Source organism: Ornithinimicrobium sp. INDO-MA30-4 (genome assembly GCF_021535045.1).
Classification (GTDB): domain Bacteria; phylum Actinomycetota; class Actinomycetes; order Actinomycetales; family Dermatophilaceae; genus Ornithinicoccus.
This window is the reverse complement of sequence record NZ_CP091056.1, coordinates 2,393,776-2,418,390: the sequence shown is the minus strand read 5'-3', so window position 1 is coordinate 2,418,390 and position 24,615 is coordinate 2,393,776. Positions and strand designations below refer to the sequence as shown.

The window sequence follows — 24,615 nt, the reverse complement described above, 5'->3', positions numbered from 1 at the left end:
GGTGAGTAGCCAAACCCCTGAGCCCGAAGCACAGTCCCCCGACGCCACGACCACGATTTTTCCGTCGGTCACGGCCTGGGCCGATGTTGCGGACACGGGGCGACTTCTCCCCCAACGCCAGCCATTGGTGACGCTGGCCAATTGGCAGACCTACCCAGCGCTGCGCTGGTCGTTCCAACACATGCGGGAGATCATGCCTAGCCACGTCATCGACGGCTCCGACGCCGCTGTCACCCTGCCCTCGAACCCGATGGAGTTCGGCGAACTCGAGACCGGCCGGGAAAACTACCCGACGGTTGACGCCCTCATTGAAGGCACGCAGACCGACGCCTTCTTGGTGTTGCGCGACGGCAAGATCCTGGATGAGCGCTACTTCGGCGACATGAGCCGGCGCAAGCGCCACCTGGTGATGTCGATGTCCAAGTCCATCGTCTCGTGCGTGACGGCCTCGCTGGCTGCCGACGGTATCTTGGACCCTGAAGCTTCCGTCGAAACCTACGTGCCCGAAATGGCCCAAAGTGGGTATGCCGGCGCTCGGGTTCGCGATCTGCTCGACATGCGCTCGGGCATCCGCTTCCGTGAGACCTACCTCGACCCCGAGTCCGAGGTGCGCATCATGGAGCGCTCGATGGGTTGGGCTCCGCGTGGCGATGACGACCCGCTGGGCATGTACCCCTTCATCCTCAGCTGCACGCAGGAGAAGGAACACGGCGGCATCTTCGAATACCGCTCGGTCGAGACCGACGCCTTGGGCTGGGTCTGCGAACGCGCCTCCGGTATGCGGATGGCTGACTTGATCTCCGAGCGCATCTGGGTGCCGATGGCTGCGTTCCACGACGCCGAGGTCTCGGTTGACCCGCTCGGCTCGGCCATCCACGACGGTGGCGTTTCGGCCACCCTGCGCGACATGGCTCGCTTCGGCCAGATGCTGCTGCACAACGGCCGCGCTGGCGATCGTCGCGTTGTCCCGCAGTGGTGGATCGACACGATCATGGCGCCGCCCGGCGACGTCCGCGAAGCCTTTGCAGCCTCCGACAACGAGCCCTACTTGCCTGGTGGCTGGTACCGCAACCAGTTCTGGGTTGTGCCCGGCGACAACGGCCCGATCATGCTGGCCTTGGGCATCCATGGCCAGATGGTCTTCGTTGAGCAGAGCACCGGCACGGTTGGCGTGAAGTTGTCGAGTTGGCCGCTGCCCCAAGATGCCGACAAGTTGGTCAGCACGATTGAGGCTTTCCGCTCCATCGCCCGTCACCTGGCCTCTCAGGACTAGCCTGCACTTATGCGCCTGACGCCGACCGAACAAGACCGGCTGCTGATTTTCACGGCAGCCCAACTTGCTCGGTCGCGTCGAGCGCGCGGCCTGCTGCTCAATGTCCCTGAGGCGACCGCGCTGATCAGCGATGAGGTTTGCGAAGCCGCTCGCGATGGTGCGCGGCTGAAGGATGCGGCCCGCCGTGGTCGCTCAGTCTTGGGCTTTGGCGACGTCCTGCCCGGCGTTAGCGACATCGTCACCGAGATCAAAGTTGAAGCCGTCTTTGATGATGGCACTCGGATGGTCGTGGTCCGCGAGCCCTTTGGCGAGATTGCTGAACAATCGACGTATGCGCCCGGCGTCGGCGCCATGACCCATCCGGTCGAGCGTGATGCCACTGGCGTCAGCGCTTCAAGTGACGCGGCGCTGACGCATCTCGAGGTCATCAACACCTCCGAGGTCCCAGTCAGTATTACCTCGCACTTTCACTTCTTTGAGGTCAACCGGTTGCTGCGCTTTGATCGCACCGCGGCCTACGGGATGCGATTGGCTATCCCCGCAGGCCAGGCCCAGCGGTTCGATCCCGGTGTGCTGGTCGATGTGCGGTTGACGCCCATTGGCGGTGACCGCATCGCGATCGGCTTTGCTGGTCTCGTCGATGGCGAACTCGACGATCCAGCCACCCGCGCGGCAGCCTTGCAGCGAGCCACCGAGCAAGGGTTCTTGAGCACATGACTGGCACCAGGCATACCCACGGGGTTGTTCCGGCCGACGCGGCGCTCACCGCCAGCGACTACGCGGCCATCCACGGGCCGAGCACCGGTGACCGCGTGCGCCTCGGCGACACCACCTTGAGCATCCTGATTGAGGCTGACTCTCAACGCCCCGGTGATGAGTTCATTGCCGGCTTCGCCAAGACGGCCCGCGATGGATTGGCCATGAAGTCAGCGACCGTCGCGCAGACCTGCGACATCGTGATCTCTAATGTTGTGGTGATTGATGCCATGCAGCCGATCGCCAAGGTCTCAATCGGCATTCGTGAGGGCCGGATCGCCTCCATCGGCCGGGCTGGCAACCCCGACACGTTGGCCGGAGTCGATGTCGTGGTCGGGACCGGCACCACGATCATTTCCGGCGAGGGCCTGATCGTGACGGCCGGGGCCATCGACACCCATGTGCACTTGTTGTCCCCGCGCATTATGGAGGCATCGCTGGCCAGTGGCGTCACCACGATCTTGGGCCAAGAGTTTGGCCCGGTCTGGGGCGTCGGCGTGAACTCGCCCTGGGCGCTGCGGCACGCATTCAACGCCTTTGACGCCTGGCCGGTCAACATTGGCTTCCTCGGCGCGGGTCATCCTCGACCCCCGCACCGCTGATCGAAGCGCTGGTCGAAGGCGGCGCCTGCGGTTTCAAGGTGCACGAAGACATGGGTGCGCACTTCACGGCGCTGGACATGGCGCTGCGAGTGGCCGAGGACCACGATGTCCAGGTGGCTTTGCACACTGATGGCCTGAACGAGTCGATGAGCGTCGACGACACTCTTTCTGTCGTCGCGGGCCGCACTCTTCACGCCTTCCACATCGAAGGGTGCGGCGGCGGGCATGTGCCGAATGTCCTGCAACTGGCTGGCGTGCCCAACGTCATCGGCTCCTCAACGAACCCGACCTTGCCATTCGGTCGAGATGCCCTCGATGAGCACTACGAGATGATCTTTGCCGCTCACGGGCTGAACCATCACAACACGTCCGACGCGCAATTAGTCCGTGACCGGATTAGAGCCGGGACGATGGGCGCCGAGGGTGTGCTGCACGATGCCGGCGTCATCGGCATCACCTCATCAGATGCTCAAGGTATGGGTCGTGCTGGCGAAACTGTGCGGCGCACCTTCCAGATGGCCGCGGTGATGAAAAAGGCCAGCGAGTCTGCCGGTGAACAACCCAGCGATGACAACGAGCGAGTGCAGCGCTACATCGCAAAACTCACGATCAACCCGGCTATCGCCCACGGCCTGAGCCACGAGGTTGGGTCGATCGAAGTCGGCAAGTTGGCCGACTTGGTACTGTGGGAGCCGCACTCGTTTGGCGCGAAACCGCAGTTGGTGCTGAAGGCGGGCTTCCCGGCCTATGGCGTGACGGGTGATCCGAATGCGACGACGGACACCTGCCAGCCGCTGGTTTATGGGCCGCAATTTGGCGCTCATGGGGCGACGGCCGCTGATCTCTCGGTGGCCTTCACCAGTCAGGCTGCGGCGGCCGATGGCAATGACTCGATGACGACGCGCCGCCGCCGAGTCGGAGTGCGCGGCACACGCAATATCGGGCCGGGCAACCTTGTGCACAACAACCGACTGGCCAGCGTGCAGGTTGACCCGGCCGGCCGCGTCACGCTGGATGGCCAGCCGTGCTTCGTTGAGCCCACCGACACCGTGCCGCTGAGCCGGTTGTACTTCTTGTAAACACCCTCTGGAGCGCTATGAACATCCTCTTCGTGATGGCCGTCGAAGCCGAATATGGTCCGCATCTGCGCGAGCGGATCACGCCGCTGATCACGGGCGTTGGCCCGGTCGAGGCTGCCATTGCGGTGACCGCCGAGCTCAGCAGACTGGCCGCTGCCAACAACCTGCCTGACCTGGTGGTATGCCTGGGCTCGGCTGGCAGCCAAACGCTGGCTCAGGCCGAGGTCTATCAGATCTCGTCGGTGGCTTATCGCGACATGGATGCCTCGGCGCTCGGATTTGAGCCTGGCCGGACGCCGTTCCTGGACCTGCCGCGGGTGCTTGACCTGCCGCTGCGCATCGAGGGCGTGCCAACCGCCAGTCTCTCGACCGGCGCTGCGGTGATCTCAGGCGCAGCCTATGACGCCATCGACGCCGACCTGGTCGAGATGGAAACCTTCGCCGTCTGGCGGGCCTGCCAACGCTTCGGCGTGCCGCTCATTGGTCTGCGTGGCATCTCCGACGGCGCCGAGGACCTGCAGACCGTCGCCGATTGGACCGAATATCTCGGGGTCATCGACGCCAAACTGGCTCTAGCCGTGGACAGCATTAAGGCGGGACACTACTCACGTGTGTGAGCAATATCCCGCCTTAAACTCCGTCAAAGTTGTCAACGTCAATGCTCAGGAACCCTTATGCCATGGGCGCCTGATCTCGCGTTCAGCTGCCGCTGGTCAGGTTCCCCACGACAAAAAATACCCCTCCCAACACGAGGAGGATCGGCCAGAACCGCACCGGGATGAAGAACAGGGTCGACCTCGGTAGAGTCACCACTTGCTGACCGGTCTGAGGATCCACCAACGGCGCGATTCGCTGGGTCTGCACCGAGCCATTCTCAAGCGTGATTGGCTCGGCCAACTGCACATGGCCCACGGCTGGCACAGGCTTGTCGATCACCTTGCCAACCAACTGGCGCACGGCAACATGCAGCAAGCCAGCGGCAACAATGATGCCGATACCGATCATGATTCCCTCGCGCGCCCCGTTACTTCCTGCGTCCGCAAAAGGCTATCCATCAGATAGCCCAGAGCCACGCCGATGCCCAAAAATGGCAGCACTAAAACCCCCACCGACTCCAAATAATCATGGGCACAGGTTACTGGATCCATGTCTGGCAGGCGAATGCGCCACAATTATCATCCGCCTGCCCATCCGAGCCAGCCTTAGAGCGGGCTGCAGCGCTTGAGTCCTACTCCAGCAACGACTACTTCAGCAGCGCAAAGAACGGCTGCTCGACCGGCTTGGGGCCAGCCTCAATCTCGTTGGCCGCATACAGGTCATGCAAGCCGGTGATGAAGTGGCGGCAACGCTCAGTTAGCTCGTTGTCATCTGTCTGCATCCGCGACTTGGTGACCAAAATGCCCAGGTCAGCACCCTTGTAGAGATAGCTGCCTTCGCCACCGATGCGCAGGAAGAACGCCTCATCCTTGGTGGCCAAGTAGTGCCAGTCCAAGGTGTTGCGCTGATACTCCAGCGTGCCGTCCTTGTTGATGTGATAGATCCCGGTCTTGGGCGCTTCGGTGATCATCCGGATGCGCTCGTCACCGGTCTTGAGGATCAACTGGCTCCAGTGGTCGACCGAGGCCAACTCTTCCCAACGCTGGTTGATCTCGTCAGCGTCGATCTCATAGTCGACATCGAGGTATTCAAGCAGGTGGAACAGGAACAGCGGGATGTCGGCATAAGCACCAACAGTCACGTTGGTCATCGAGCTAGCGCCCGAAACGCGGGGGTTCAGCTCACCGAGGTAGACCTCGCCGCTGTCGATGTCCAGCAGAATGTCGATCTCGAAGAAGCCGTTGTAGCCCTCCTTGCGCAGTCGGTCACCCAGATTGCGCACGTGCTGGATGGCCACCGCACGCTGCTCGTTCGTCAGCGCCTCGGGATAAACGTCGTTGCCACACCAACCGCCGCGGTATGGCGTCAGCTCTTCATAGCCGGTGAGGTCACGCATGAAGGGGCCCACGATCGTGCCGTGCCTGGTGTTAACACCTTCCACAGCAATCGCGCGGTTGTTGATCCGCTTCATAACCTTGACCTGCTCACCGACGACGTCGGCGGCAACCTTGTTCCAGCCATCCTGGTCATCGACAAAGTAAGTCGTCTTACCCGAGTCGCCATAGGCGGTCTGCAGCACCCAGTCGGTGCCCAAGCCGTTGTCTTCGGCCTGCTTCAACAGGTCATCCCAGCCATCAACGACGGTCAGGATGTTCGGCACACTCGGTGCACCGGCTTCATCGCCCAGTCGGGTGGTGACGATCTTGGAGTCGAGGTAGTTGCGCAGCTCAAAGGTCGGGTGGATGAGCTCCCAGCCGGCCTCCTGGCAGATCCGCTCGGTCTCCTCGTCAAAGAAGACCATCGAGATCTTGGCCTGCTTGCCGGTGCGTGACACCCGCTTGTTGATGTGCGCAATCACTGCCGGGTGGGTCAGCAGGTAGTTGTTGATGTCCTCGCCACTCTCGAAGAGCGGGTGCTCGATCTCTTCGGGGACGAACACCCGGGGGTGGTAGCCATCCCAGGAGTCGTAGTAGGAAATCATCGAGAAGTTACGAACCCAACGGTCCATACCGAGCAGGTTGAACGCGGTCGGCCCCACGAAGAAAATGGGGGTCTCGTTAGTGCGCAGGTAGGAGCGAATCTCCGACATGTTGTGCAGCACTCCGCGCGAAGGAACCACGCCACTTTTGCGCACGGCTGCCGACTTGGCAGCCTGCTTGGACTTGGCCTTCTTGTTGGCCGAGGCCTTCGAGTGTTGGTTCTTGGTCGCCATTCTTATCCCCTCGTGGGTGGTGTGACGCCCGATGGGCGTTGCCGTCATCCTGCCGTATCTCGTCAGCGCCCTCAATAGAGCGGCGGTGACTAATTCAGTGCGCGGGCGCATTCGTGAATCGCCGCGTAGGTATGCGAGATCAGGGTGGTATCTCGCGGGTGTGGCCAGGATGACAGTTTGAGCGCGACAACACCTGAGTTGCCGTCCATCACCATCATCTGACCGTGGATGCCCAGGCAGAGCAGTTCTCGTCCGCCTTGTTTTGGCACCCAAAACTGGTTGCGATATGAGCCGTCTTCGTCCAGCACTTCGCTGTCGATCGACTCATCGGGGTGTCCTTCGCGCAAATCCTTCACGAAGAACGGCGACACAATGCTGGTGTCACCGACCGACCCCGAGTCCAAAATCATTTGCCCAAAGCGAGCGACGTCGCGCGGACGCAGCGCTAGCCCACCGGCATGCGCCGGGTGCCCCTCATGGTCAGTTTCAAAGTAGCCATCAGCTTCGATGCCCAGTGGGCCCAGCACCTTTTCGGTCAGCATCTGGGTCATCGACATGCCCGCCGCGCGCTCGAGCACCCAACCCAGAGCGGTGGTGTCGAGAGAGCGATAACTCAACGGCCCTTCGTGCAGGCCAATGCGTTCGCAACCAGCGACCATCGCATACAAATTGGGGTATGGCGCGTGTTCAGACCGCAGGCGACTCGCCTCCATCCGGGCCAACTCACCATCCGGGGCCCCGTCTTCGCGGTAGTCGCCGCCGGTGCGCATGTCGAGGAGATCGCGGACCGTCACCTTGGCGTAGCCGCCGTAGGCCAACTCGGGCACATAGTCGGTCGCGAGCGCTTCGGGATTGAGCAGGTCGGCTTCCATCAGCACGCCAGCGACGGTGCCGATGATCGACTTGGTGATCGATAGCAACCCGTGTGCCCGGTATTCGTGCTCAGGCGAGGAGTACCACTCATACACGAGTTTGCCCTCGTGCAGGATGACCATCGCATCAGTCCACGAGTCCCGCAGGAAATGCTCAAAGATCGTGGGCTGTTGGTCAATGCCGGCCACGACAACGCCGGAAAGATCGACTGGAGCGTGCGTTATTTCACGGACCGGGCCATCGCCGCGCCACACCGGAATAGGCGGGGGTTATGGCCGCCAGAAAAGTGCGGAAACTCATTCATAGACGAGCAGCACGCCCCAACCACGACAGCGCCGCGTGGGCATGGCTCAGCACTGAAAGGTGCCCGGCATCGGGCTCTTCCCAGAGAGTCACGATGGGCAATCTATCTGACATCCAACGACTATGGACAGACGGCACCATCGCATCGGCCCCGCCATGAAAGAGGAGCACCGGTGCAGTTATCGAGGCCGGGTCAAAGCCCCAGTCGTTGACAAACGCCAGGTCGTCATCAATCAAGCCACCAGGGCCGTGCTCCAAACCCGGGCCGACCACGCTCTCCAGCCAAGCCCAATCACCTCTGAGGGCCGCAAGGTCAGCGTCAATGAAGCCGATATCGCGCGCTGACGGCTCCGGCGCATCAGGCTGGATAGCCGCTAACTCGTGTGCTTCTTTGACCTCTGGCCCGGCAATCGCGGCGCGCAATGAGGCCACGCCCCATGGCGCCATGCCGCTAAAGAACTGCTCCCCCATGCTCCGGTATGGCGCCACGCCAGCCCCGACGACAACCGAAACGACTCGCTCGGGAGCCATGGCCGCGACAGCTAGAGCGTGCGGCCCGCCGCCAGAATGGCCCATCACCGCGAATCGATCAACACCGAGGTGATCGGCGATTGCCAGGACATCACGGGCTCCGTCGATGACGCGACGCCCGGTGTCTGGTGGACCCGCCATACCCCGGGCGGTCATTGGAGACCCACACCAAACCTTCCGCCAGAGCCCGGTCCAGCATTGGCGCAGGTGGCCAACCAACATTCGGGCTGCCGTGATGCCAAAACACCGGGAGCAGCGCGTAGTGGTCATGCCCCTCGGGCAAAGCCAAATAGAAGTGCAGATTGCGGCCGTCGGGCAATGGCAGGTCTTGCTCGACGATGCTGAAGCCGGGGCTGTGCGGCGGGCTAACCATTGCGGCCCCTTGCCGCGACGGACCAACGATCGAGGACAACCCAACCGTCTTCTTCGCGGCGAACGACGACCAACTCATCGGCAAGGTTGACCGTGACGCAGACGTGATTAGAGCCACCCGGAGCACATCGCCGAGGCCAGGGCTCGCCATACCCTCGGGAAATTGCACCGTTGCGTGGTGCTCAGACAAAGCAGTGATCCGTGCCTGTGGGTGCTCGGGCAGTCGGCCTCCTCCGCTCACCCACGGCTGGCGATCCGCCCCAAGGACCTTGCTGCCAGCATCCAAGATCACCGTGTTGCCCCGTTTGCTCACGACGGTGGCGTGCGCGGTGAGCGCCACATCAGCAAAGGTGACGGTGCCTAACTCGACCTGCTGCGCGTCGTTGAAGACATAAACCCCGGGCCGGATCTCGGTGAGCGCACTGCTGTCAGCGGTGGCAAAAGTGGGTGTCGAGCCTCCGGAGATCACGTTGACCTCATGGCCAGATGCGCGTAGCGCCGCCGCGGCAGTCGTCAGCGCAGCGGCCTCCTGTGTCGCCGTCTCGGCCCGATCTTGGGTGTAGCCGTGCCCGGGAAAGGTAAAGACGCCAGCCACCGGCAGACCAGCAGCCCGAGCCGCGTCAGCAACAACGCCAGCCTGGTCTGGCCAAATACCACTGCGGTGGTGGCCGCTGTCGACCTCAATGATGACCTGCACATCGGTGCCCTGCACTTCAACGCCCTGCAGCGCCTGGCCCCACTGGGCGGCCGACTCGGCTGAGTCAACGCCCATGCTCAGTCGCACCCGCTGAGCCAGATCCTTGATCCGCTCAACTCGCCGGGGCGTTGGCCACAGGGGGTAGGCCAGGAAGATGTCATCCACTCCCGCATCGGCAAAAATCTCCGCCTCGCCAATGGTGGCCAGTGTGAGGCCGACCGCTCCAGCAGACATCTGCATGGCCGCGATCTCGGCCACCTTGTGAGTTTTGCCATGCGGGCGCAGCGCTAGACCACGCTCCGCCGCAGATCGAGCAATGCGATCGACATTGCGATGAAGGACATCAAGTTCTACGGCGAGGAACGGTGTGTCTGGCGGTTCTTCTGTTGCTTCACAGCCACCTAGCGTGGCCTCGTCACATGACACGTCGGCGGTGCCCAGCAGCCCTAGATCAGATCAGCTAGCGACGAGGATAAGCGCAAAGACCAGGCCAAAACCCAGCACCACAGCCATCACGAATCCACCAGCAATCTTGCCTAAAGCACCCACAAAACACCCTCACTTGGCCCGAATATGTCTCCATCAGGCTACAAGGAACTGCTATCTCTGGGACCGTGTGGCTGCGCCACCAGGAATAGCAACAGCGGGACACCGATTGCTCGGTGCCCCGCTTCAACAGGGGAGTTACTAGGTGGTGCTGTTCAGGCGTTCTTGATGGCCGAGATTTCGATCTCCACGGTGATCTTGTCGGAAACCAAGACGCCACCGGTCTCGAGCGCGGCATTGAACATCATGCCGAAGTCGGACCGGAGAATGCTGGTGCTGCCTTCGAAGCCGACCCGCACGTTGCCGTAGGGGTCGGTGGCCGAGCCTGCGTATTCGAAGTCGATGACGACGGGCTTGACGACGCCCTTGATGGTCAAGTCGCCGGCAACACGCAGCGTCTCGTCATCGACGGCGGTGACCTCGGTGGAGGCGAACGTCATCGTGGGGTGCGTCTCAGCGTCGAAGAAGTCACCGGTGCGCAAGTGGCCGTCACGGTCGGCGTTGCGGGTGTCGATGCTGGAAACCTGGATCGTCACGGCGATCTCAGTGTTGGTCAAACCGGCTTCGGTGCTGACCGAGCCCTCAAAGTCGTTGAACGACCCGCGAACCTTGGTCACCATTGCGTGGCGAGCCACCAGACCCATGCGGCTGTGCTGCGGGTCGATGGTGAAGGTGCCAGCCAGGTCGTTTAGTGCAGTGCTCATTGAAACTCGCTTTCATGCTGTTCATAGATCAGGTTGTTGATTCGTCAATCACATTAGACCACGTGTACGTGACGTGTCAACTACCGCTAGAATGAGCGCATGCCTGCCCGTGAAAACCCCTGGTTAGACGAGCACCAGCAGCGCGTCTGGCGACAATGGCTGCTCGCCCACGACCGCCTGAACGCCGCGCTTAACCAGCAACTGAGCCTCAGCAGCGGTCTATCGCTGCAAGATTTTGGTGTCTTGGTCGCCCTCAGCGAGGCCCCTAACCATCGACTGCGTAGCGCGGAGTTGGCGACAACCCTTGGCTGGGAGCGCAGCAGGCTCTCGCATCACCTGGGTCGAATGGAAAAGCGTGGCCTCATCTTGCGGGAGCAATCGTCATCAGATGGCCGTGGAGCGTATGCGGTGATCACCAACGAAGGAATGCGCCAGATCGTTGAGGTCGCCCTGGGCACGCCAACACGGTCAAGGAACTCATGTTCATGCCCTTGAGCCCCGAGGACCTCGACACTCTCGACCGCCTGACTAGTGGAGTCCCAGCCCGCGTCGCCGAGGCATCAGGTGGGGCCTAAAGGCTCGCTACGCCTCAGTTAACCTCTCGGGTCTTCTCCACATCCCGGGCGCCCAGCCATGGCAACAGAGCCAACAAACTAATAACCCCCGTCGCAGCAAAGGCCCAGCCAAACCCAAAAGCGTCGGCGATCAGGCCGATCAAGATAGGCCCCAGGATCGCTCCCCCGTCCTGTGCCATCTGGAAAGTGGCGAGCGTGCTACCACCGCTGCGATGCGACCCCACAACATCTGCCACGGTGGCTTGCTGAGCCGGGTTTACCAGGCCGGCACCTACGCCGCTGATGATCGAAAGTGCCAGCAACTGCCACAACTCAGTGCTGAAGCCGATCAGTCCGAGGCTGAGGCCCGTGACCACGAGACCAACCAGGATGAGTGGCCGCCGCCCCACACTGTCCGTCATTTTCCCCGAAGCTTGCAAAGTGAGCGCCGTGCCGGCGGCAGCCACCGCGAGCGCCACCCCCGCAGCCCAGGTGGCCTCGTAGACCACGTAAGCAAACTGCGGCAGGATCGCCACCCGCACGCCAAAGTTAGACCACCCATTCGCAAACGCCGAAAAAGCACTGCTCGGTACGCCGGAACGCGCCAAGCCTGCGACAACCTCAGTGGTGGGACCTGATGGCTTGAGACACCGGGCCGCAATGTCGACCCCCGCAACCGTGAGGCGACAGACGCAGCGGCGATGATCAGCGCCACCGAGTAGGCCACGAAGGGGACCCGCAGACCGAGCGAGCCCAATAGGCCACCCACCACAGGCCCAACCATGCCGCCGATCAAAAACGCGCTCGCATAGGCGGACGAAACTCGGCCGCGCATGTGCGGTGGAGCGAGCCTGACGAGCAAGGCCATCGCCGACACGGTGAACATCGTTGACCCGATGCCGCCGAGCCCTCTGAAGACCAACAGTTGCCAATAACTCTGCGCGAATGCGGTGGCTAGTGACGAGGCGGAAACAATGACGAGTCCGGCTAGGTAAATTGGCCGCTCGCCCAGCTTTGAGACCAGCGCTCCACCCGCAGGGGCAAAGACCAACCGAAAAAACGCGAATGCCGAAACCACCACCGACGCTGCCGCAACCCCCACGTCGAAGCTGCGCGCATACGCCGGGAGCACGGGCGAGACCAGACCGAAACCAATAGCGATCACGAACGCCGCTGCGACCAAAACCCGAATTTCTCCGGGGATCGGTTGCGACCGACGAGCTGTGCGCATGGTGGTTCCTCAAGCGGTGATTGTGAAATGGGGTGGCATTGCTGCCTGCCAGACTCTAACGCCAAACAGGTTGACTGAATCATGCGGCACTAGAGATGAGAGACACTTTGAGCATGGATGAGCCACACTCTTGCCCCCACTGCGGACATATGTTGAGCATGTTCACCGAGCCTGTGCCGGACAAAGGCGAACGCCTGGCGGCTCGAGTCGTGAGCGTCGTTGCCTCGTGGTGGTTCCCCATTGGCCTCATCACCGCAATCACGATTTGGGGCATCATCAACCTGCTGTACCGCGGCCTTGAGCCCTACCCCATGTTGCCCCTGGCTATCTTGGCCACCACGCTCGGGTCTATCGCCGCTCTGCAGGGCCCGCTGATCCTGATCACTCAGCGGCGCTCGGCCCAGCGCGACCGTGCCCGAGACCGCGAGACATACCTGGTGGCGAGTCGCAACGAGCAAGAACTGCACGAACTGCTCACCGAGATGACTCGGCTCCGGTCAACCCTTGAGAAGATGAAAAGGATTCATGAAGGCAACCTCACGCTCTTCATCTCCTAGCGTGGCGGCCAATAGGCCCCTGACCGCCTTGTCGCACTAAGGGACTCAAGCCGCACCCTGCTGAAGGCAGAGCGAACGGGCTGCCGGTTCAAGGGATTCGTGAGGGAATCATGGGTAGGTCTTTACCTTTTGCATGCCTTAGCGTGAAGGAATACAACCGCTTACATTCCGAATCGTGCGAACTTTTTGGCTTGTCTTTCTTGATCGCGAGACTGCATGCGCTCCACCGAGCAACCCCAGCACCCCACCCGACGAACAATTGCGCGCGGCCTCGCTTGGTCGGTCCCCGTCGTGACGATCGCTGGCACCGCTCCTGCCATAGCCGCCTCCACGCGAAAAGATCCAGGCGTCAACGGCTGGGTCCTTAACACCCGGTCCGGCCTTGAAATTGCCGTCACACGCTGCGCGTTAACTCCAGCCCGACGACCACCATCACCACCCCAGACAGCGCCCCCTTCGGCCTCTATGTCTATGACGTGCACCCAGAGAACACCTTCAGCAACATCAGGCTGGTGTACTGGATCATTGGCAACCAGACAGCCGCTTGGGCCCCCGGCACGAATCACTCTTCCTGCTGCAGCAGCCCCGTTCGAGGCACGCCAGCGATGCAGCCCGACGGAGCTCTCTACACCCCCTACACCTTCACGTATGCCTGCCCAGTCCTGGCATCGCAGATTTCTCCTGCTGACTCCGACGGAGTGGCCCGGCTCAAACTTGGCCGCTTCGACACCACAGCGACCTTCACCCAGCCGACCAGTCTGTGCGATGACGTGACCTACTGGACTCAGCGCTTCATCACCATTGACGAGGATGGCAGTGGCCCGGCCACCCCTGAGGTTCGGACGTTCCAGCGTCGCAACGGGACGCGAGGCACTTACACGGCAGGGGCACTGAGGTCAGCGGCTCGCCAGGGCGCGAATAGCGACAGCCAGTCTGACCTGTCCTAACAGGAGACTGCAGGCATCCGGCTCTGCGAGTCGGGCCAACAAGAGGCTGAAGTCCGTTTCACCGTAGGTGAAGTCACGAACTCCTGCCCCTTCGCCTCATGCCCACGGCTGACGTAGCATGACTCCCAATTGGCCCGACCGCAGCGAAGCCGCTGCCTAATCAAGGAGCTGTCCCCATGGCCACCAGAGGCTTCCAAGGACGACCCAGGACTGAGTCCGCGGCCGTTCCCCCGGGCAGTACGTCACCGACGACTTCCCGTCCTTACCGCTGGCCCCACCGAATACATCGATGAGGCCGACTGGAAGATGACGATCACCGACGGCACGACTTCCAAGACGTACGACTGGGAGTCTCTGCACGCGCTCGGCACCGTCGACCTGGTGACGGACTTCCACTGCGTGACGCACTGGACCAAGCTCGGCTCCACATGGACCGGCGTGCCAGTCTCCAAGGTGTTCGAAGACGCTGGCGTTGAAGAGTTTGAGCACGCAATCGTTAAGAGCTACGGCGGCTACACGACCAACCTGCCGACCGAAGACCTCCTCGAGCACGACGCGATGATCGCGGTCGCGTTTGAGGGTGACGACCTCACCCCGCCCACGGTGGGCCGGTACGTCTTTTCGTTCCCCACCTGTACCTATGGAAGAGCGCCAAGTGGCTGAGCGAAATCCGCTTCACGGATGACGACGAGCCTGGCTTCTGGGAACGCGCTGGCTACCACAACTACGGCGACCCGTGGCGTGAACAGCGCTACTACAGCGACTAGGCGATGACGACACCTCCCACTCCCCCGGCAAGCTCGGCTGGCGCCAGGCCAAGGTTCGTGAAAATAAGGACGAAACGGGCTCTGCGCATACCGTCTTCCTGGACGACGAGCACTGGCAGGCACATGAGGCCGGCCAGCACGTTGACGTCCGACTGACGGCGCCCGATGGCTATCAAGCAAGTCGTAGTTATTCACTGTCGTCGGGCCTGGCGAGGGCCCGGCTATCACAGTGGAGCGCGTCGACGACGGCGAAGTTTCGCCATACCTGGTTGATGTCCTTGAGCCAGGCGATGAGATCGAGATTCGCGGCCCCATCGGCGGCTACTTCGTGTGGCGCCCAGAAATGGGCCCGACGCTGCTAATTGGCGGCGGCTCCGGCATCGCTCCGTTGCGGGCCATCTGGCAAGCACGCACCGACGCAGCCCCGATGGGCGTCATCTACTCAGCCCAAACAGCCAAGCGAGTGATTTTTGCTGAGGAACTGGCCCAGGCCAGCGACATGTATGTGCGCGTCCACCTGACGCGAGAAGAGCACGCCGACTATCGCCATGGCCGAGTTGGCGAAGCCGACTTAAGCGAAGCCATCGAGGCAGTCAAACCACAGTTGATCTATGTATGCGGACCAACCGCATTCGTCGAATCGGTCTCTCAACACTTGGTTGGGATGGGCATCGACCCACGGGCCCTGCGCACTGAGCGATTCGGCTAATTCTCATCTCACATTGAAATGACACCAGGAGAACCCATGACTGAAAACGTTGAATTCACCCTGCACCGCGCCGACAGCTCCAAGAACGAGGACCTGACCAAGCTCGCTCGTCACGGCGCTGACACCTTTGGCTTCAAGGCAACCCTGACGGTCGACCGCAAGATGGCGCAGTTGCTGCGGTTGCGCGTTTCGCAAATGAACAACTGCTCTTTCTGCCTCAAGACGCACTTTGAGGCGTCGCGCAGCGCCGAGATCGCCGACGTCGAGATCGCCACCTTGTCGACCTGGCGCGAGACCGATTTGCACGACGAGGCAACCCGCGCGGCGCTGGCCTACACCGAGGCCATGACCGCACTGTCTGACCCGGCCGTCGCCGCTTCCTTCGAGCCGCACATGACGAGTTGGCCAAGCACTTCAACGAAGCCGAGATTCTTGAGATTGCGGCCGTTGTCATCAACATGAACATCTGGACTCGCTTGAAGATGGCTGAGGGCGCCAAGCCCCGATTGGCGTAGCCAAACCTGGGCTTTATTTCGCCCACCAGCAACGGAAGGCCAGCGCGAGTTCTCTCGCGCTGGCCTTCCGTTTTCGCTGGCTCGGATGAGTAAACATCTACTTGTCATGACAACTTTTAAGGTTGCACGGTAAATGTGTGCAGTGACACATTGAGTCCGCCCTGGGAAGTGAGATTTACCTCCGCCTAGCGACTTGACCTGCACGGGAACCCAATCTCCCTGCGGTGCAACAAATCCCCATCCCGATGTACCGATCAGTAGATATCCACAGGCCGAATAATCGGATTTGACCCTCTCGATGAAGAGTCCCTAATCTTGGGCAACGCCAAGCCAACGATTGACCCAATTAGGGGAACCACGTGACTGTTCCAACCAAGCTCGAAGCAAACAACGCTACGCGCCGACGCACCGTGATGCGTGGAGCCGCCTGGTCTGTACCTGTGCTGGCCGTCGGAGCGCCCGCCGCGATTGCGGGGCCCAGCACCTGCCTGGTCGACGAGTCCTACTCCGTCGGCCCCAACCAAACGGTGAACATTCGCGCCATTTGCGTCGGCCAATCACAGCAGCCGACCAACCCAACAGTGGTTGAGCAGGACTACGGCACTGGCTTCCTTCCCGCCTATGTCGAGATCTGCAATTGCCAGGATGAGCCCGCCTGGTATCGCTGGCAAGAGACCGACGACCGGAGCCACTTCCAAATTGAGGTGGACGGCGAGCACAATGACCAAAACTCTCAGACCGCCGGCTACCGCACCCCGTTCCGCCTGGAAGGTTTTGGCGAAGAGGGCGGCTGCCGCCAGTTCCCGCTAACCTACCGTGCGTCGGCTTCCATCCCGACGACCAACGTCAATGTGACCATCAAGTGGAAGTTGCAGCGCAGCGCTAATAAGACCGGCCGGTGGACGACGATCGCGAACTTCCAGCGCACCGGAACCGTTCGACGTGACAACCAAACCGATGCAGACTTCGACTGCACCGGGAAGGAAATCAGCGAGCGAGGCCATCTACCCAGTCCACTGCAGACAGCAACGTCGACTAGAGATTGAGCTGAGACCATCACTTCGGTCCTCAGTAACTCTCAGCGCCCGGATGCCGAAGAGCACCGGGCGTTGAGTGTTGATGTCTTAGGGTCAACCTTTCGTCTCGAGGTCAGCACCGAGGCTGGGCTGGCTCAACTTCAAGAGACGTGGGGACGCTCGCTGCGGCACCTGGACGACGACTCACTAGTGAGCTTGCAGGTCGGCGGCCAGTCCGCCATCTTGCCAATGCCCTTGCAACAACGCCTCACCTTCGACATGACACAGATAGCGATGGCAAAACTGGCCGGCCGCGCAGTGATGTTGCACGCGGGGGCTGTGAGCAGGGCCGATGGGCAAATTCTCGCGCTGGTGACCGAATCCGGCGGCGGCAAGACCACCGCAGTGATCGAGTTTGCTCGCAACGGTTGGGGCTATGTCACGGATGAGACATTGGCCGTGGTCGATGGCGCTGTTTTGCCCTTCCCTAAACCACTGTCGCTAGTAATGCACCCCAGTGCCCCTGATGCCAAGATGCTCGTTTCGGCTGAAGCGCTCGGCCTCGGCGAATGCCCAGAAACGCTCAGCATGGGTCACCTGGTCTTGCTCAACCGAGATCCCGCTGCCAGCCTCCCAGAGTTGACGCCGCTTCAACCAGTCGAAGCGGCCTGGCGCCTGATCCCACATTCCAGTCACCTTTGGATTTCGATGCTCCACTACAAGCTCTGGCCGGTCTCGCCTCGTCGATCAAGGGCTGCTGGACCTTCGCCTATCGCGACATTTGGGCCAGCAAGGATCTCCTCGCGGAGGCCCCCGATCTGCCACCACGCCATTTCGCTGCGCTGCCCCTGAGCAACCCCCACATCGCGCTTCCGGCACAGACTTACGGGCATGGCCAGGTCCGTGACGCAATCATCGACGCCGAGTCCGCTGCGCTGCTGATCAACGACACACCAGTGCATCTGGATCTTCTGACCGCCACCGTGTTTGAGGCGGCTTTCGAACCATCAACCGCTGCCGAGATTGTGGCGCACACCGTTGCCTGCTTTGGCGACCACCCGGATGCTGCAGCGCTGGTCAAAGAGCGCCTGGCCTTCCTCGTTGAGCGCGGGGCCCTTCGCGCAGGCTGAGAGATCAGCCACACATTGAGACTTCAGGGTGACTGTTAGATGCCTGAACAGATATGGTGAAACCGCTGGTAGTAGAGGAGTTCTGAGGCAGAGACGCCCGGAGCGGTGACCTCCTACCACCCAAAACCTGTTCCACGAAGAAAGCAGTTTGCGTGTCTACCACTGAACGTGCCCCTGACCACGTGATTTTCGAGCACGAAGAGAATGTCACTTCCGTTCGTGCCGCATTACGCGACCCCCGCAAGTTGCGCACCGAAGTCCTAGCTGGCCTCGTCGTCGCGTTGGCTCTCATCCCCGAGGCCATCTCGTTCTCGATCCTTGCCGGAGTTGACCCACGAGTCGGCTTGTTCGCCTCCTTCACGATGGCCGTCACCATTGCGATCGTTGGTGGACGTCCAGCCATGATCTCGGCCGCAACCGGAGCCATCGCCCTGGTGGTGGCGCCAGTCGCCAAGGAGTATGGCCTCGACTATCTGATCGCCACAGTGCTGCTCGCTGGCGTGTTCCAGATCATCTTGGGCGTAAGTGGCGCGGCGCGCATGATGCGCTTCATCCCACGCTCCGTCATGGTCGGATTCGTGAACTCACTAGCCATTCTGATTTTCATGGCTCAGATTCCGCACCTGGTCGATGTGCCGTTCTTGGTGTATCCGATGGTGGCCATCGGGATCGCCATCATGGTCTTCTTCCCCAAGGTTAATCAGGTCATCCCCGCGCCACTGATTGCCATCGTGCTGCTCACCGCGGTCACTGTCCTTGCCGTGATCAAGGTTCCGAACGTCGGTGACCAGGGCGAACTCCCCGACAGTTTGCCCGAGTTGTTCATCCCGGACGTCCCCTTCACGATGGAGACCCTGCGAATCATTGCTCCGTATGCGCTGGCCATGGCCATCGTGGGCCTGCTTGAGTCCTTGCTGACCGCCAAACTGGTCGATGACATTACCGACACCCACTCGCCCAAGACGCGTGAAGCGTGGGGCCAGGGCGTCGCCAACATCGTGACCGGCTTCTTTGGCGGCATGGGCGGTTGCGCAATGATCGGCCAGACGTTGATCAACGTGAAGGCCTCGCGCGCTCGCACCCGAATCTCCACTTTCCTCGCCGGCGTCTTCCTGTTGATCCTGATTGTCGGCTTGGGTGACTATGTCGCCGTGATCCCGATGGCTGCCTTGGTTGCCGTCATGGTGATGGTTTCTGTCGGCACCTTTGACTGGCACAGCATCCAGCCGGCCACCCTGCGCCGGATGCCCCGCAGTGAGACCTTCGTGATGATCACCACCGTGGTCATCGTGGTGTGGACGCACAACTTGGCTATCGGCGTCGTGGTTGGTGTGCTGACCGCCATGGTGATGTTCGCCCGCCGGGTCGCTCACTTCACCGAGGTGGAGAAAGTCGAGAACGAAAATGACACCACAGCGAAGTACCTCGTTCACGGTGCGCTGTTCTTTGCGTCGAGCAACGACCTCGTCACCCAATTCGACTACGTCGGTGACCCCGAGAACGTATTGATCGACCTGTCCGGCTCACACATCTGGGACGCCTCGACAGTTGCCACGATGGATGCCATCGAGACGAAATACGCCTCTAAGGGCAAGAAGGTCCAGTTCGTTGGACTCAACCGTCAGAGCCAACTGCGACATGACCAGTTGGCTGGTCACGTGGATCCCGGCCACTAGCCCCCAGATAAAGGCGGCCCACCCGAGACATTCGGGTGGGCCGCTTTGCGTTGCCGGTAAGAGCGGCGCGCGTCAGTTAAGGGTCTCTGCTCCAGCGCTTTGCGACACCACATCGAAGGGTGCCGCGGAGGTTAAGCGGCCGCGAATACCAGCAGTCACGAATGTCTTGGCTGCCTTGGCCGCTTCTAGCGGAGTGGCGCCCAGCGCCAGTTGCGCCGCGACTGCGGCAGCCAGCGTGCATCCAGCACCAGCAACCTGGACGTCTCCGACCTTTGGTGCGCTGAGAATCTCGGTCGTATCCGCATCGACATACACATCGACGGCGTCCGGCCCGGAGAGGTGAACTCCGCCCTTGGCCAACACTGCGGCCCCACTGATCTTGTGGATCGTGCGGGCTGCCTCGGTCAGGTCGGCGACGGAGTCAATGCGGCTGAAGCCGGATAGCGACAGCGTCTCAAAATGATTCGGCGTAATGAACGTCGCCAGCGGGAGAATCTGTTCTTTCAGCGCGGTATCGGTGTCGAGTGCCGCTCCAGGCTCTTGGCCCTTGCAGATCAGCACAGGGTCAAGCACCACGTGCCCAAATGCTCGCGATTGCAAAGCAGTTGCGACGGTCGCGATCGTGCCCGGCGTGCCGAGCATGCCCAGCTTCACGACGTTGAGTTGATCGGTCCGGTATGCCGCTGTGATGGCTTCCAATTGGTCTGTGATCACCTGTGCGTCAACCGGGACAAAGCGGTGCCCCCAGTTGGCTTTGGGGTCAAAGGACACGATGCAGGTCAAAGCCACGGCACCGAAGACGCCGTGGGCTTGGAACGTCTTGAGGTCTACTTGCGCGCCCGCTCCACCGGTGGCTTCCGAGCCAGCGATAGACAGCGCAACGGGGAGATTCGGCATGACCCGATCATGTCAGGCTCCGGACCTAACCGTGCGCCAGGGCACCGCCTTAGGCACCGCTTGGTCGGCCCCCGTGGTCGCTTTCGCTGGAGCCGCCCCTGCGCTTGCACAATCCAGCGACTGTGAGCAGGACACCCTCAACACTGACGTTTGGGGAAATCGCTGGGCGAAGAAGACAGTTCCAACAACGGGCTCAAACGCGTACCAGACCGCTGGCGGAACCTACACCTGGCCCACTCTGCCCGATGGGCGGGTCATTACGATGGTCGCCTCAGGCACCACGCAGAGTGGCGCGGAACGATTTGCTAGCCGCGCTGGAAACATCAACCCCACCGTGGGTGCCACGGGGAACCCGGGCATGCGTTTCGGCCTCATCAGGATCGGCCGGCAAGATGGCAAAGGGGCTCAATTGAACCTCTCGTTCTTTGCCGATGGCGCACCCATCTTTGTCGAAGATTTGACGTTCACCATCAGTGACATTGACGGCATGGAGGTGAACGGGAAACCCGTAATCACCGAACCAGCAATTCATGGTCGCGAGCTCCTCTATTTGCTGAACCGCAGCAACTTCACCGCTGTTGCCGAAGACCCAGTTCGAATCATCGGCGACGGCACATCAGCCGCCCCGCGGACCCCGAACTCAAAAACTCTCGACAACATCAGCGACGAGAACAGCAACTTGGGGAATGTCTACGTCTCGGCCAACGTCCCGGTCAGCTCAGTAGACATCGTTAAGTGGGACAACCAGGGACAAGACACCGGGGACAACGACAGGTCGCCCACGGACAACTACTTCTCGAACTTTCGGTTCACGGTTCCCTGCGCATAGTTCGCCGCCATGGATCGCCCTCGGGGCCAGTGCTAGCTCACCATTTGGTGCTGGCACTGGCCCCGAAGCGGTCCGGCCGCCTGGCGCCGCGCACTCTGTCGCCGGGCTCGGCCACCTCAGGCTCTAGGCTGGAACGGTGAGTCAAACTATTGAAGTGCCCATCCGTGACGGGATGATCCGTCTCGGGCAACTCTTGAAGTTAGCCAACGTCGTTGAAGACGGCGCCACTGCCCGACTCGTCATCGAAAATGGCGAAGTTTTGGTAAACGGGCAGGTGGAGACGCGGCGCGGTGCTCAGATTCGCCCCGGCATGGTGGCTTCCTTTGCAGGACAACGTATGACACCGGTTACAGCGGAGATGAAAAACTTGTAATCGGAGCGCTATCTCCATTAAGTTCTCCCTAGTTTCCCCGCCCCGTCGCTTTGCGACCTTTTGGCCAAACGTCGGTGGTCTCAACACCACCAGCGTTGATATCCCGGTGGCTCGCGGCATTGCAGGCATCGAAAACGGTCTACGCACCCGACCTCGACTTCACTGTGACTGACATCGACGGCAAAAATACCGAGAGCCTGCACCTCATGGACACCTCAAACTACGCAACCACCGTCATCGACCCCACCTACCTCGAGGGCGACGGCACCGCCTTAAACCCCTGGTCGGTCCTAGCATCTGGCGGATCAGCCCCCAACAATAGGAATGGGTCGAAGGGCAACATCGACATCCAAGGGATCGTCCCTGCCTCCAGTGTCGGAATGGTGTATTTCCTGAACACCGATGTGTCCCGGGGTAGCGGCAGCAACGCTAACAGGATGTTTATCGCCGACCTCAGCTTTTCGGCAACCTGCGTCGATTAACACCACTGCACTCAGAGCCAGCCGACCCTTCTGGCGAGCACGGCATACCCGACAAAGGCCACGACATCGAGCAGGGTATGCGCGATCACCAGCGGGAGCACACGTTTGGTCCGCAGGTACAACCAGCCGAATAGCAGCCCCAGCACGAAGTTGCCGACAAACCCACCAAACCCCTGGTAGAAGTGGTAAGTGCCGCGAATCAGGGCTGAAGTCAAAATGATGGCGACGTTAGACCAGCCAGCCTGCCCCCAGCGCTTAAACAGGTAGCCGATCATGATGACTTCTTCGAGGACGGCGTTTTGCACTGCGGCAAGGACCAGCACGGGAATGGCCCACCACACAGCATCGAGGTTGGCTGCCGCAATGGTGGTGTTCAGCCGGAGGGCACGGGCGCCGAAGTAGAGGGCTAAGCCTGGCAAGCCGACCACGGCGGTGAGGACCGACCCCTGCCGGCCCGCCCGGGCCAGTTGTGAGCGATTGCTGGCGGTGAGCCCCATCGATCGCGCCGCGCTGCGCATACCTCCGTCTTCGCGCCCCAAGAGATGTAGGGCCAGTAGGACCGGGACAAGTGCCAGGACGATACCTGTGACTTGATAGGCCAGATCCAGCCACGGTTGCTCAACAACAGATGAGTTCATGCTGGTGGTCTGCTCGCTCAGTGAACCATCGGCGCTCACTTTGCGGATCAGCGACAACACCGACCACAGTGCCGAAGCCCCCAGGCTCACTCCCAACACCAGCGCGGTTTCAAGGACCAGGTCCCGCCGAGTCAACTGATGCGCGGCAGGGCTTACCCCAGCCATACCGCGGTCAACCCGAGCAAACTCAGGGACAGTGCGACTAACTGAGCGACGCTGGCTCGTTCTTCAGGACGAAACCAACGCACGGCTCCGGCCAACGCCAACGGCAGAGCAACGATCACCAAAAGCTCGTTAAGTTGAGGATTGACCAGCCACCCGTCGACAAGATCACCGCGCCGACCACGTACACCAGGAACGGCATGGCAGCGATCCGCAACGTGAGCGCGTTTAACGGGCCTTCCTTCCACCTAGTCTCGCGGCGGATCCGCCATTCACTCACGAGGTAGGCCAAGGCCATCGCCGACAAGAGCAAACCAGGTATGAGAGTCACCGCACCAGCGTAACGACCCGGGCCGCAGCCGATTCCCAGCCGACTTGAGAGTTGCTGTCACCGCGCTACCAGCACACGAAGGTAAGGGCTTCATGATCGAAAGGTCATGATTTGGCCAAGTACCGTTTACAGGGGCGCGCAATAGAGCGAGACTGCAATAAGGCGGGAGCACTTTCCCGCCGCGAAGGTTATCCCCCACTGAAGGATTGCATCGTGTCCCCAACACCTCGAGGAGCGCGCAGACGGGCTATTGCCGTCACTGCCGCAGCGACCATGGTGGTCGCACCTCTAGCGCTAAGCACCAGCGCGACAGCCCAAGATTCCGACGTTCAATTAGAGGAACAGAATGAGGCTGGGCGCTACATCGTCCAGCTGAAATCCGATCCCATCTCGGCCTACACCGGAGGGATTCAAAGTATTCCCGCCACAAAGCCGGGCGTTGGCCAAAAGGTCGACGTTGAGACGTCAGCCGCGGATCGCTATGCCGACTTCCTGACCGATGAGCGTCAATCAGTCTTGAGTGAAGCCGACATCAACGACGAAGCGGTGTCCTACACCTACGACGTCGCCATTAATGGCTTCTCGGCAGACTTGACCGCCGAGCAGGTCGCGGCCTTGCGCAAATCCGACTCTGTCGTCAACATCTTCCCCAACGAAACCGCTACGCGGACACCGTGGGAACGCCCGATTACCTGGGGCTGACCGGTGAATCGGGCGTGTGGGAATCGCAATTGGCGGAACCTCTAACGCTGGCGAAGGCATGATTGTCGGCGTTATCGACACCGGCATCGCGATGGATAACCCCAGCTTTGCTCCTCTTGAAGACGCCACGATGCCTGCAGGCATTCCGTGTGAATTCGAGGAGGAGCCCCAGTTTGAGTGCAACACCAAGGTGATTGGCGCTCAGTACTTCCGTGCTAGTGGCAACATCATCGACTCCGAAGTTTTCCCCCACCGACACGAATGGGCACGGCTCACACACAGCGGGCACGTCGGCCGGCAACAATGGTGTCCCCATGTCAGTCAACGGGGTCGCCTTGGGCGACGGCTCGGGCATGGCACCACGGGCACAGATCATTGCCTACAAGGCGCTCTGGAACACCGAAGACGACCAGGGCACCGGAACTTCTGAAGACTTAGTGGCCGCCATCGACGCTGCTGTCGAGGATGGCGTCGACGTCATCAACTACTCCGTCTCGGGATCCCGCGACTTTGTGGTGACTCCAGACGAGATCGCCTTCTTTAACGCAGCCAAT

The 24,615-nt window shown here is 61.3% G+C and carries 29 protein-coding genes and 3 pseudogenes; 20 read left to right on the top strand and 12 right to left on the bottom strand.

Annotation, left to right across the window (positions count from 1 at the left end; all coding sequences use genetic code 11):
* Nucleotide 1: 1 nt before the first annotated feature.
* The 5 genes from L0A91_RS14550 to L0A91_RS14535 are packed head-to-tail and all read left to right on the top strand — an operon-like array spanning nucleotide 2 to nucleotide 4,327.
* The gene (locus L0A91_RS14550) at nucleotides 2-1,273 is read left to right on the top strand and encodes a serine hydrolase (RefSeq protein ID WP_235245072.1); all 1,272 of its coding nucleotides are present in this window, start codon (nucleotides 2-4) and stop codon (nucleotides 1,271-1,273) included.
* Nucleotides 1,274-1,282: 9 nt separating this feature from the next.
* Nucleotides 1,283-1,990, top strand: coding sequence for an urease subunit gamma (gene ureA, locus L0A91_RS14545; RefSeq protein WP_235245071.1), 708 nt, complete (start codon nucleotides 1,283-1,285; stop codon nucleotides 1,988-1,990).
* A complete protein-coding gene (locus tag L0A91_RS17740) occupies nucleotides 1,987-2,631 on the top strand; it encodes an amidohydrolase family protein (RefSeq protein WP_260115240.1) in 645 nt (214 codons plus the stop codon). Before ureA ends, L0A91_RS17740 begins: the two co-directional genes overlap by 4 nt.
* Entirely contained in the window at nucleotides 2,574-3,710 is a 1,137-nt protein-coding gene (locus tag L0A91_RS17735) for an urease subunit alpha (protein ID WP_311198169.1), read from the top strand. The genes L0A91_RS17740 and L0A91_RS17735 overlap by 58 nt, the downstream gene beginning before the upstream one ends.
* 17 nt (nucleotides 3,711-3,727) lie before the next feature.
* Nucleotides 3,728-4,327 (top strand): 5'-methylthioadenosine/S-adenosylhomocysteine nucleosidase, encoded by a 600-nt coding sequence (locus L0A91_RS14535; RefSeq protein WP_235245070.1) that lies wholly within the window; start codon nucleotides 3,728-3,730, stop codon nucleotides 4,325-4,327.
* Nucleotides 4,328-4,409: 82 nt separating this feature from the next.
* Here the strand turns inward: L0A91_RS14535 and L0A91_RS14530 are convergent, their stop codons facing one another.
* The 6 genes from L0A91_RS14530 to L0A91_RS14500 all read right to left on the bottom strand — a co-directional run bounded on the left by L0A91_RS14530 (nucleotide 4,410) and on the right by L0A91_RS14500 (nucleotide 10,545).
* A complete protein-coding gene (locus L0A91_RS14530) occupies nucleotides 4,410-4,715 on the bottom strand; it encodes a hypothetical protein (protein ID WP_235245069.1) in 306 nt (101 codons plus the stop codon).
* Nucleotides 4,716-4,953: 238 nt separating this feature from the next.
* Complete coding sequence (locus L0A91_RS14525) at nucleotides 4,954-6,519, bottom strand: biotin carboxylase (protein WP_235245068.1); 1,566 nt, start codon at nucleotides 6,517-6,519, stop codon at nucleotides 4,954-4,956.
* Between the two features lie 89 nt (nucleotides 6,520-6,608).
* Nucleotides 6,609-7,580, bottom strand: coding sequence for a serine hydrolase (locus tag L0A91_RS14520; protein WP_235245067.1), 972 nt, complete (start codon nucleotides 7,578-7,580; stop codon nucleotides 6,609-6,611).
* Nucleotides 7,581-7,692: 112 nt separating this feature from the next.
* On the bottom strand, nucleotides 7,693-8,367 hold the full coding sequence (locus L0A91_RS14515; protein WP_235245066.1) for an alpha/beta fold hydrolase: 675 nt from the start codon (nucleotides 8,365-8,367) through the stop codon (nucleotides 7,693-7,695).
* Nucleotides 8,318-9,721 carry an alanine racemase gene (locus L0A91_RS14505; RefSeq protein ID WP_311197858.1) on the bottom strand — a complete coding sequence of 468 codons (1,404 nt, stop codon included), beginning with the start codon at nucleotides 9,719-9,721 and terminating at the stop codon, nucleotides 8,318-8,320. Before L0A91_RS14505 ends, L0A91_RS14515 begins: the two co-directional genes overlap by 50 nt.
* Nucleotides 9,722-9,996: 275 nt before the next feature.
* The gene (locus L0A91_RS14500; protein WP_235245064.1) at nucleotides 9,997-10,545 is read right to left on the bottom strand and encodes a YceI family protein; all 549 of its coding nucleotides are present in this window, start codon (nucleotides 10,543-10,545) and stop codon (nucleotides 9,997-9,999) included.
* 99 nt (nucleotides 10,546-10,644) lie between these two features.
* Here L0A91_RS14500 and L0A91_RS14495 point away from each other — a divergent pair, with 99 nt between their 5' ends.
* Nucleotides 10,645-11,040: a MarR family winged helix-turn-helix transcriptional regulator gene (locus L0A91_RS14495; protein ID WP_235245063.1), complete on the top strand. Its 396-nt coding sequence runs from the start codon at nucleotides 10,645-10,647 to the stop codon at nucleotides 11,038-11,040.
* Between the two features lie 94 nt (nucleotides 11,041-11,134).
* Here L0A91_RS14495 and L0A91_RS14490 read toward each other — a convergent pair.
* A pseudogene (locus L0A91_RS14490) lies at nucleotides 11,135-12,330 on the bottom strand (MFS transporter).
* Between the two features lie 113 nt (nucleotides 12,331-12,443).
* Here L0A91_RS14490 and L0A91_RS14485 point away from each other — a divergent pair.
* From L0A91_RS14485 to L0A91_RS14475, 3 genes and pseudogenes are all read left to right on the top strand, one after another.
* Nucleotides 12,444-12,887 (top strand): DUF1003 domain-containing protein, encoded by a 444-nt coding sequence (locus L0A91_RS14485; protein WP_235245062.1) that lies wholly within the window; start codon nucleotides 12,444-12,446, stop codon nucleotides 12,885-12,887.
* 476 nt (nucleotides 12,888-13,363) lie between these two features.
* Nucleotides 13,364-13,834, top strand: coding sequence for a hypothetical protein (locus tag L0A91_RS14480; RefSeq protein ID WP_235245061.1), 471 nt, complete (start codon nucleotides 13,364-13,366; stop codon nucleotides 13,832-13,834).
* A 306-nt stretch (nucleotides 13,835-14,140) separates the two neighbouring features.
* Nucleotides 14,141-14,601 (top strand): annotated as a pseudogene (locus L0A91_RS14475) (molybdopterin-dependent oxidoreductase).
* Here L0A91_RS14475 and L0A91_RS14465 read toward each other — a convergent pair.
* Nucleotides 14,598-14,741, bottom strand: coding sequence for a hypothetical protein (locus L0A91_RS14465; protein ID WP_235245059.1), 144 nt, complete (start codon nucleotides 14,739-14,741; stop codon nucleotides 14,598-14,600). The pseudogene L0A91_RS14475 and the gene L0A91_RS14465 overlap by 4 nt on opposite strands.
* Before the next feature lie 89 nt (nucleotides 14,742-14,830).
* Between L0A91_RS14465 and L0A91_RS14460 the strand changes: the two genes are divergently transcribed.
* From L0A91_RS14460 to L0A91_RS14435, 6 genes are all read left to right on the top strand, one after another.
* A complete protein-coding gene (locus L0A91_RS14460) occupies nucleotides 14,831-15,310 on the top strand; it encodes an oxidoreductase (protein WP_235245058.1) in 480 nt (159 codons plus the stop codon).
* Between the two features lie 36 nt (nucleotides 15,311-15,346).
* Complete coding sequence (locus tag L0A91_RS14455) at nucleotides 15,347-15,772, top strand: carboxymuconolactone decarboxylase family protein (protein WP_235245057.1); 426 nt, start codon at nucleotides 15,347-15,349, stop codon at nucleotides 15,770-15,772.
* A 412-nt stretch (nucleotides 15,773-16,184) separates the two neighbouring features.
* A complete protein-coding gene (locus tag L0A91_RS14450) occupies nucleotides 16,185-16,871 on the top strand; it encodes a hypothetical protein (protein ID WP_235245056.1) in 687 nt (228 codons plus the stop codon).
* Nucleotides 16,872-16,934: 63 nt separating this feature from the next.
* A complete protein-coding gene (locus tag L0A91_RS14445; protein WP_235245055.1) occupies nucleotides 16,935-17,693 on the top strand; it encodes a hypothetical protein in 759 nt (252 codons plus the stop codon).
* Between the two features lie 104 nt (nucleotides 17,694-17,797).
* Nucleotides 17,798-17,971, top strand: a complete 174-nt coding sequence (locus tag L0A91_RS14440; RefSeq protein ID WP_235245054.1) for a hypothetical protein — start codon at nucleotides 17,798-17,800, stop codon at nucleotides 17,969-17,971.
* 152 nt (nucleotides 17,972-18,123) lie between these two features.
* On the top strand, nucleotides 18,124-19,647 hold the full coding sequence (locus tag L0A91_RS14435) for a SulP family inorganic anion transporter (protein ID WP_397333743.1): 1,524 nt from the start codon (nucleotides 18,124-18,126) through the stop codon (nucleotides 19,645-19,647).
* 72 nt (nucleotides 19,648-19,719) lie between these two features.
* Here L0A91_RS14435 and L0A91_RS14430 read toward each other — a convergent pair whose 3' ends face one another.
* Nucleotides 19,720-20,544, bottom strand: coding sequence for a PfkB family carbohydrate kinase (locus L0A91_RS14430; RefSeq protein ID WP_235245053.1), 825 nt, complete (start codon nucleotides 20,542-20,544; stop codon nucleotides 19,720-19,722).
* 31 nt (nucleotides 20,545-20,575) lie between these two features.
* Here L0A91_RS14430 and L0A91_RS14425 point away from each other — a divergent pair, with 31 nt between their 5' ends.
* From L0A91_RS14425 to L0A91_RS14415, 3 genes are all read left to right on the top strand, one after another.
* Nucleotides 20,576-21,373, top strand: coding sequence for a hypothetical protein (locus tag L0A91_RS14425; RefSeq protein WP_235245052.1), 798 nt, complete (start codon nucleotides 20,576-20,578; stop codon nucleotides 21,371-21,373).
* Nucleotides 21,374-21,545: 172 nt separating this feature from the next.
* A complete protein-coding gene (locus L0A91_RS14420) occupies nucleotides 21,546-21,746 on the top strand; it encodes an RNA-binding S4 domain-containing protein (protein ID WP_235246645.1) in 201 nt (66 codons plus the stop codon).
* Nucleotides 21,747-21,910: 164 nt separating this feature from the next.
* Nucleotides 21,911-22,228, top strand: a complete 318-nt coding sequence (locus L0A91_RS14415; RefSeq protein ID WP_235245051.1) for a hypothetical protein — start codon at nucleotides 21,911-21,913, stop codon at nucleotides 22,226-22,228.
* Between the two features lie 11 nt (nucleotides 22,229-22,239).
* Here L0A91_RS14415 and L0A91_RS14410 read toward each other — a convergent pair whose 3' ends face one another.
* The 3 genes from L0A91_RS14410 to L0A91_RS14405 are packed head-to-tail and all read right to left on the bottom strand — an operon-like array spanning nucleotide 22,240 to nucleotide 23,359.
* On the bottom strand, nucleotides 22,240-23,031 hold the full coding sequence (locus L0A91_RS14410; RefSeq protein ID WP_235245050.1) for a CPBP family intramembrane glutamic endopeptidase: 792 nt from the start codon (nucleotides 23,029-23,031) through the stop codon (nucleotides 22,240-22,242).
* Nucleotides 23,019-23,150, bottom strand: coding sequence for a hypothetical protein (locus L0A91_RS17730; RefSeq protein ID WP_260115239.1), 132 nt, complete (start codon nucleotides 23,148-23,150; stop codon nucleotides 23,019-23,021). Before L0A91_RS17730 ends, L0A91_RS14410 begins: the two co-directional genes overlap by 13 nt.
* On the bottom strand, nucleotides 23,147-23,359 hold the full coding sequence (locus L0A91_RS14405) for a hypothetical protein (protein WP_235245049.1): 213 nt from the start codon (nucleotides 23,357-23,359) through the stop codon (nucleotides 23,147-23,149). The genes L0A91_RS17730 and L0A91_RS14405 overlap by 4 nt, the downstream gene beginning before the upstream one ends.
* Nucleotides 23,360-23,572: 213 nt before the next feature.
* On the opposite strand from L0A91_RS14405, the gene L0A91_RS14400 reads away from it, so the two are divergent.
* Together L0A91_RS14400 and L0A91_RS20100 are read left to right on the top strand one after the other, a co-directional pair.
* Nucleotides 23,573-24,061 (top strand): protease inhibitor I9 family protein, encoded by a 489-nt coding sequence (locus L0A91_RS14400; RefSeq protein ID WP_235245048.1) that lies wholly within the window; start codon nucleotides 23,573-23,575, stop codon nucleotides 24,059-24,061.
* A gap of 212 nt (nucleotides 24,062-24,273) precedes the next feature.
* Nucleotides 24,274-24,603 (top strand): annotated as a pseudogene (locus L0A91_RS20100) (S8 family serine peptidase); the annotation flags it as partial.
* Between the last annotated feature and the right edge of the window lie 12 nt (nucleotides 24,604-24,615).

Bases quoted from the DNA above. Each gene is read 5' to 3' on its own strand.
- L0A91_RS14535 (WP_235245070.1), top strand. From the start codon at position 3,728: ATGAACATCCTCTTCGTGATGGCCGTCGAAGCCGAATATGGTCCGCAT.
- L0A91_RS14495 (WP_235245063.1), top strand. From the start codon at position 10,645: ATGCCTGCCCGTGAAAACCCCTGGTTAGACGAGCACCAGCAGCGCGTC.
- L0A91_RS14410 (WP_235245050.1), bottom strand. From the start codon at position 23,031: ATGGCTGGGGTAAGCCCTGCCGCGCATCAGTTGACTCGGCGGGACCTG.
- L0A91_RS14420 (WP_235246645.1), top strand. From the start codon at position 21,546: ATGATCCGTCTCGGGCAACTCTTGAAGTTAGCCAACGTCGTTGAAGAC.
- L0A91_RS14530 (WP_235245069.1), bottom strand. From the start codon at position 4,715: ATGATCGGTATCGGCATCATTGTTGCCGCTGGCTTGCTGCATGTTGCC.
- L0A91_RS14525 (WP_235245068.1), bottom strand. From the start codon at position 6,519: ATGGCGACCAAGAACCAACACTCGAAGGCCTCGGCCAACAAGAAGGCC.
- L0A91_RS17740 (WP_260115240.1), top strand. From the start codon at position 1,987: ATGACTGGCACCAGGCATACCCACGGGGTTGTTCCGGCCGACGCGGCG.
- L0A91_RS14430 (WP_235245053.1), bottom strand. From the start codon at position 20,544: ATGCCGAATCTCCCCGTTGCGCTGTCTATCGCTGGCTCGGAAGCCACC.
- ureA (WP_235245071.1), top strand. From the start codon at position 1,283: ATGCGCCTGACGCCGACCGAACAAGACCGGCTGCTGATTTTCACGGCA.
- L0A91_RS14515 (WP_235245066.1), bottom strand. From the start codon at position 8,367: ATGGCGGGTCCACCAGACACCGGGCGTCGCGTCATCGACGGAGCCCGT.
- L0A91_RS14455 (WP_235245057.1), top strand. From the start codon at position 15,347: ATGACTGAAAACGTTGAATTCACCCTGCACCGCGCCGACAGCTCCAAG.
- L0A91_RS14485 (WP_235245062.1), top strand. From the start codon at position 12,444: ATGGATGAGCCACACTCTTGCCCCCACTGCGGACATATGTTGAGCATG.
- L0A91_RS14500 (WP_235245064.1), bottom strand. From the start codon at position 10,545: ATGAGCACTGCACTAAACGACCTGGCTGGCACCTTCACCATCGACCCG.